Consider the following 6,233-nt stretch of genomic DNA (forward strand, 5'->3'; position numbering starts at 1 on the left):
ACAGTAATTGTCCTGTTAAAAGTGCAATACAAAAGCACCCTAATTAAACAATTCCAAGGCGGTAGCGAAACTAATATAAAGCCGTCCTATAAGAACGGGGTTTCTACCCAATTTTTCGATGAAAACTGTAAAAGTAAATCCCGACAAAACTAAAGAATTGTTTAAAATTCTTATGGCCGCCGCTTGGCTAGATGGCGAGATTCAAGTTGAAGAACGAGAATACTTGCACAAAATGGCAAAAGATAACAATCTTTCCAACGATGCCGACATCAAAGCCTTACTCTCAGAAGCCAAACAAATTCCCATTTCTGACTGTTACGAGTGGGGAAAGGCTTATCTAGGAGATAATCCCGATCGCGCCGACTACGAAGAATTACTTGAAGCCATTAGCGCCCTAATTTATAGCGATGGGGATGTACACACCGAAGAAGCTAAGTTTTTAGTAGAATTACAACAATTCGATCCCGCAACAGCTTCTTCAAAATCGATTTTTGATGGTATTCTAAAAACCGTACAAAAAGCCTATCGAGCCGCCCTCAAAAAATAAGCCATAAAATAGTTTAAATATCTCGTTTAAACTGCTAAACTATAAAAAAAGGAGAGAGTTTTGAGAAATCAACCCACCCCCAATTTGCAACCGCTCATTGGTGGACTAATTGCCGCATTACTGGTTTTTATTGCCTTTAATTCTTTTGTTATTATTAACCCCGGTCAAGCTGGCGTTTTGAGCATTTTAGGCAAAGCTCAAGATGCAGCCTTATTGGAAGGATTGCATTTTAAACCCCCTTTAATTTCTCAAGCGGATATCTATGATGTCACCGTACAGAAATTTGAAGTTCCCGCTCAAAGTTCAACCAAAGATTTACAGGAATTATCCGCAAGTTTTGCCATTAATTTTGCCCTCGATCCCGTTCAAGTTGTCAAGATTCGTCGAGAACAAGGAACATTGCAAAATGTGGTTGCTAAAATTATTGCACCGCAAACTCAAGAAGCCTTTAAAATTGCTGCAGCTAAACGCACGGTAGAAGAGTCGATCACCCAACGACCGCAACTCAAAGAAGACTTTGATAATGCTTTAACTGAACGCTTGGTAAAATATGGTATTCTTATTCTTGATACCAGTGTTATCGATCTGAATTTCTCCAAAGAATTTGCCCGAGCCGTAGAAGACAAGCAAATTGCTGAACAGAAAGCACAACGAGCAATCTATGTCGCACAAGAAGCAGAACAAGAAGCACAAGCAGACATTAACCGCGCTCAAGGTAAATCCGAAGCTCAACGCTTATTAGCTGAAACTTTGAAGGCTCAAGGAGGACGACTCGTTCTGCAAAAAGAAGCGATCGAAGCATGGCGACAAGGTGGCGCACAAATGCCTAAAGTTCTCGTTCTTGGAGATTCAACTTCTAGCGTTCCTTTTCTCTTTAATTTGGGTTCTCCGGATGTTCAAGATGACGTTTGATCTTGATGTTTAATCTTGATAAAATATGGCTTTGCTACACTTGCGCGATCTCAATTAAGAATCCCAATTAAAACGCATTTCCCGACTCTCTCCTTCTTCAGTGGGAGAGAGTTTATTCTTTAATGTTTGCGATCGCCACATTTCCAATATTTGAGCATAAATTTACTCCTTAGAAACGTTCGCCAATATTAAAATAAATAGCACTGTCACCATTATCGCTAAAACTCAATTCAAAACGGAATAATCCAATCGATGTCTTGGTTAATAATCCTACACCAAACCCAAACCCATCCCCTGGTTTTTGTCGTACTTCACCAGGTTGACCGAGGATATTGTCCCCCGTTCCTAAATCAGAACCATAATCAATAAAAACACTTCCAAGCAAGTCTAAACGTTCCTGAAATAAGGTTAGAGAAGAGACAGGAAAACGATATTCAGCCGTTGCTAAAATAAAACTGCGACCGGTGCCAATATCTCCCACATCATAACCTCGAATCGATCCTCCTCCTCCCAAGGTAAAGCCCTCATAAGGAGGAACTTCTCCAAAAATTGTTCCTCCCTGAAGATTCAAAACTAAAGTCCTCGGTCCTTCCGTAAAACCAAATAGATCGAGGGGAATAAATTGGGTTAAATTTCCACTCAATCGGTTAAAGCCAATATTAGCATCTCCAACCGGAATAGCTTGATCTAAACCCAAACGAAGGCGAGTCCCTTCGCTAGGAAATTGAGAATCATTGACATTATTGTAGAGTGCAGAAATGTTGAGACTTAAGAGATCATCTTGTCCGCGATCGCTCACAGTTAAGCGATTGCCTAATTCATCGACCGGTTCTAAACTGGAAGATAGCAACCCATCTCGAATGGAAACTTTGTAATAATTAAGCCCAAAAGCAACACTCCATTCTGGATTAAATACTTGCAAATATTCTATCCCACCGCCAAGACTATCAAAAATTGGTTTATTTCCGTTTGGTAAATTAACCTCACGAGTACCACCGTTAAAAGCAGGATATTCAGTTTGAATATTCGCAATATTAACCGACAATCTCGAAGATTCATAATCGTGAAAATAACTGAGATCGAAACCGAAAGATTTGGGATCGACAACCCAAAGATCTCCTCCTAAAATGAGGAGTAAATTATTATTAGTTCCTAATTTTTGACGAAAATAAGCTGTTGCTGGTAAAGTTGCCGAAGTCCGAGTTCCTCTTAAAACAGGTTTGGCTCTAACTGGTCCTTGTAGTGCGGTTGGTTCGCCGATGAAAACCCCCAAACCAAAATCACTAGAAAAGGGAATATTGAGATCTCCTCCTAATACTTCTTGTTCAACTTCAGTGCCATCGTTGCTTGTTTCGGGGTCATCATCTGCGCTAGAATCTTCTACTTCATTGCTCTCTTGTGCCAATAGATCCGCAGCTTCAAAACTAACTTCTCCTGGTGCAGGAAAAGGATTTCTTTCTGATCTTCCCGATGAATTTATGGCTAGAGATGACAAAGATTCTGGTTGTTCGGATTCGTTATTCTCTTCAATGGCGATCGCCTTAACTGTCTTACTCTCTTTGATAGGTATATTTGCAGTCTCAATACTCAATTCATCATTTTCTTCTATTAAGATTAGATCGTTGCGATCGCGCTCTGCGATCGGTATGTTTGCTCTCTCAAGATTTAATACTTCTAATTCTCGTTCTGCAATTTTAAAAGATTCTTCTGAAACAGAAGGAATAGATTCAATGTTTTTCGTTTTAGATAGAGACGATGGCCATTCAACCGCGATCGCACTTTCGGGTAAATTATTTGTTTCTAGCCCCCAATTCTTCCCCGCAAACCATAAATTTGCGGTGGTTGAACTGAATAATATGATGCTGAGACGCAGCAGGGAAATCCTAGATAAAGGTTGCATAAAGTTAAATTCTCTAATTAAGTTTTGTAAAAAGTGGGGAAAACAATCCCTAAGACGGAATATACCAAAAACTCGGCACGATTAGATCGGCTAAAAACCGGCAATTTTCTGTACACTCTATAAAGATGAAAATATTTTTGTTTGTACGCCCAAGAACTTGTGAGGAGCGATCGTGAATAAATTTGCGGATAAATACCGTTGCATATCTGTTGGACTCATGGCTTTAACCCTTGTCCTCAGCCCTTTACCCAGTCAAGCAGAAACTGAAACAAGCGTTCCACCTGTAGGCAATTCTGCCAATTCTCCTCGTAGATTACCTGCGCTTCCCCCACTTCCCCGCGTCAGTCAACCCAGCCAAAATGCGATCGCCCCGGAGAGTGCAACCCCTTCTCGTCGTCTCAGTCCCCTCCCGCGCGTTAATCAACCCCCCGATCGCACTAAAATTCTTCCCAAACTGAATCGCAAAGTTATTTCCAGACAAAATTCCCTCTCTCAGCAAAATTCTCCCCCTCAGCGAAATTCTCCTTCTCAGACAGTGCGATCGCGCGAAACGTCTCAAACCGCCAGCTTAGAGACAAAACCCGCTTCTATTGAAAATCCCCAAGTTGCTCAAACCGATAATGTACGCCGTCGCTATATTAATCCTACGTGGAGTTATGTGGGCTTGGGGGGGAATTTGGGCTTGTCCGATAATGGCATTACGGATCTCGGTAAAGGTTCCGTTGCGATCGATGCCAAAATTGCCTTAACTAATTACCTTTCCCTGCGCCCGGCGATTTTGATTGGAGATAGTACGACGATCTTGCTACCTCTCACTTACGATGTTAATATTCAAAATCGCGATCCCTTTGAACCTTCTGTCGTCCATCCCTTTATTGGAGGCGGTCTTGCCCTTTCCAATCGCAATACGGAATTAAATAATAATGTGGCACCCCTTGCGACGGCGGGAGTCGATCTGCGAGTCAGCGATCGCGTTGTCGTCTATAGTAACCTCAGTGCGGGCTTTTTTGGCGAACAAACTGAAATCGGCGCACGTATTGGGGTTGGTTACGTCTTTCCTAGTAAAAAATAGATATCCCATCCCGACTCGGGCAGAATCTAAGCGGGGTGGGAATATCTCGCAAAACCTTTAAAGATGAAGGCCAATTTCATTTCGCAGGCGATAAACGATCGCATTAGGTTCAACCCGAGAGAGAATTTCTGCAATCACTGTATTCGGTCCCGCCTCTCCCCAAGTACATCCGGCCTCTAAATAGCGTTGTGCTACTTTTCCCACGGCATAAGCACCATATCCCGCTAATCCTCCTTGAATAGTTGCCGCCGATAGCCAAGTTGTCAAAGTTGCCGATCCTTCTAAGCCACCCACGGCTGTTGTTTTACCAATTCCCAAGAGAAAACTACTCCCCAATTCTCCTAATAATAAACTCCCCGAACTCAACAAAATCTTGCGCCATACTTTCCCAGCTTCATAACTGGTCATGGGGAAACCATATAACCGCGCCAAAGCACGAATGAGGGCTAAATCTGCCAGCGTTCCCACGATAACATCGAAAATGGGAATGGGATTGAGTGCCACGGCTAAGGCTTTATATTTGGCATAACTCCAGATGGTTTCCTCTGCTTCCTTTTGACGTAACTCAACGGTTTTTCCTGCTAATTTCTTTTCCGCTTCTCTGCCTTGTACTAGGGCATTTAAGGCCAGAAGAGTGCGGCCTTCTCGATTCAAAATTTCTAAAATCTTCTCTCGTAATAGATCGATTTGAGGGTCTGGGGTTTCCCATTCTTGACTGACTCGACCATCAGGCCATTCTACTCTAACTTGAAACGGAGCAGGGGCGGCGGCGGTCATGACGATTTCTTGAGGAGATAATAGGGCTTGTAATTTTTTATCTTCTTCTTTTCCTGTGCCTAATTGTTGCAATTGTTGATAAATTATTTCGCGATCGCAGTCTGGATATAAATCAGTTTTATTAAAAACTAAGAGTAACGGTTTTTGATAAGCGCGTAACTCGCATAAGGCTTCATATTCGGTTCGGGTAATATCCCCCGCAACAATGAATAAAATTAAATCTGCTTGATAAGCGACTTCTCTGGCCATTGTCGCTCTCATTTGTCCATCAATTTCATCCAGTCCTGGGGTGTCGATTAGTTCAATTTGCACTTTATCCGCGATCGCCCAGTGAATAGACTTAGGATATTTAGTTACACCATGTATGGGTCCGGTGTCAAGGACTTTTTCCCCTAATAATCCATTGAGAACCGCCGATTTTCCTCGACTGACTAGACCAAATGCTGCAATACAGATAACCTTACGTTCTAGTTTATCCAACGCACCTTTCAATGTCTGTAATTCGCTTCTGACGGCGGCTTGCAGTTCCATACTGGGGCGATAGCGTCCGTGACGCTGAAAGCTGGAATACCAAGAGAGAGCCTGTTGTAAGCTCATTTTAGCGCGGTTGTAGTGGGTTTCTTGGGACAAGGTAAAACTACGGGTAAAATAACGAGGCATTCTCCGCCCATTCTAACCGATAATTTGCTTAATTGATATTAAAATAGTAAGAAATAAAACAGCACCAATAATATTATCTATTATATTTCGTTTGGTAAAACCTGAAACGATTTCAAAAATTTGCAGGACTGAAATTACTCTATTTTTACTAGAAGGTTCTCCTGAAATAGGTACAATTTGACAAGTCAATTTATTAACTAAACGCTCATAAAAAAGGCGATCGGATATACCTTCTACTAAAAGGAATGGGGTGCATCTCAAAATTGCAAAATTGACAATATTTTCTCGAATAATTATAGCTCTAGGGAGCGAGACTCTCCCACTACAATAGCTGATAATTGAGGTAGTGCGAGCATCTTGCTCGC

General features: G+C 41.9%; 5 protein-coding genes and 1 pseudogene. 3 read left to right on the plus strand and 3 right to left on the minus strand.

The features are described 5' to 3' along the window. Positions 1-118: 118 nt before the first annotated feature. On the plus strand, positions 119-547 hold the full coding sequence (locus JUI58_RS16665; protein ID WP_204104929.1) for a TerB family tellurite resistance protein: 429 nt from the start codon (positions 119-121) through the stop codon (positions 545-547). Positions 548-607: 60 nt separating this feature from the next. Further along, positions 608-1,459, plus strand: coding sequence for a prohibitin family protein (locus JUI58_RS16670; protein ID WP_239121534.1), 852 nt, complete (start codon positions 608-610; stop codon positions 1,457-1,459). A 169-nt stretch (positions 1,460-1,628) separates the two neighbouring features. Here the strand turns inward: JUI58_RS16670 and JUI58_RS16675 are convergent, their stop codons facing one another. After that, entirely contained in the window at positions 1,629-3,359 is a 1,731-nt protein-coding gene (locus tag JUI58_RS16675; RefSeq protein WP_204104930.1) for a BamA/TamA family outer membrane protein, read from the minus strand. Positions 3,360-3,531: 172 nt separating this feature from the next. Between JUI58_RS16675 and JUI58_RS16680 the strand changes: the two genes are divergently transcribed. Beyond that, positions 3,532-4,431: a hypothetical protein gene (locus JUI58_RS16680; protein WP_204104931.1), complete on the plus strand. Its 900-nt coding sequence runs from the start codon at positions 3,532-3,534 to the stop codon at positions 4,429-4,431. A gap of 57 nt (positions 4,432-4,488) precedes the next feature. On the opposite strand, the gene JUI58_RS16685 is transcribed toward JUI58_RS16680, so the two are convergent. After that, positions 4,489-5,868, minus strand: coding sequence for a GTP-binding protein (locus JUI58_RS16685; RefSeq protein WP_204104932.1), 1,380 nt, complete (start codon positions 5,866-5,868; stop codon positions 4,489-4,491). A gap of 12 nt (positions 5,869-5,880) precedes the next feature. After that, positions 5,881-6,233 (minus strand): annotated as a pseudogene (locus JUI58_RS16690) (hypothetical protein); the annotation flags it as partial.

It is taken from the genome of Spirulina sp. CCY15215, assembly GCF_016888125.1.
In the GTDB taxonomy this organism is placed as follows: Bacteria; Cyanobacteriota; Cyanobacteriia; order Cyanobacteriales; family Spirulinaceae; genus CCY15215.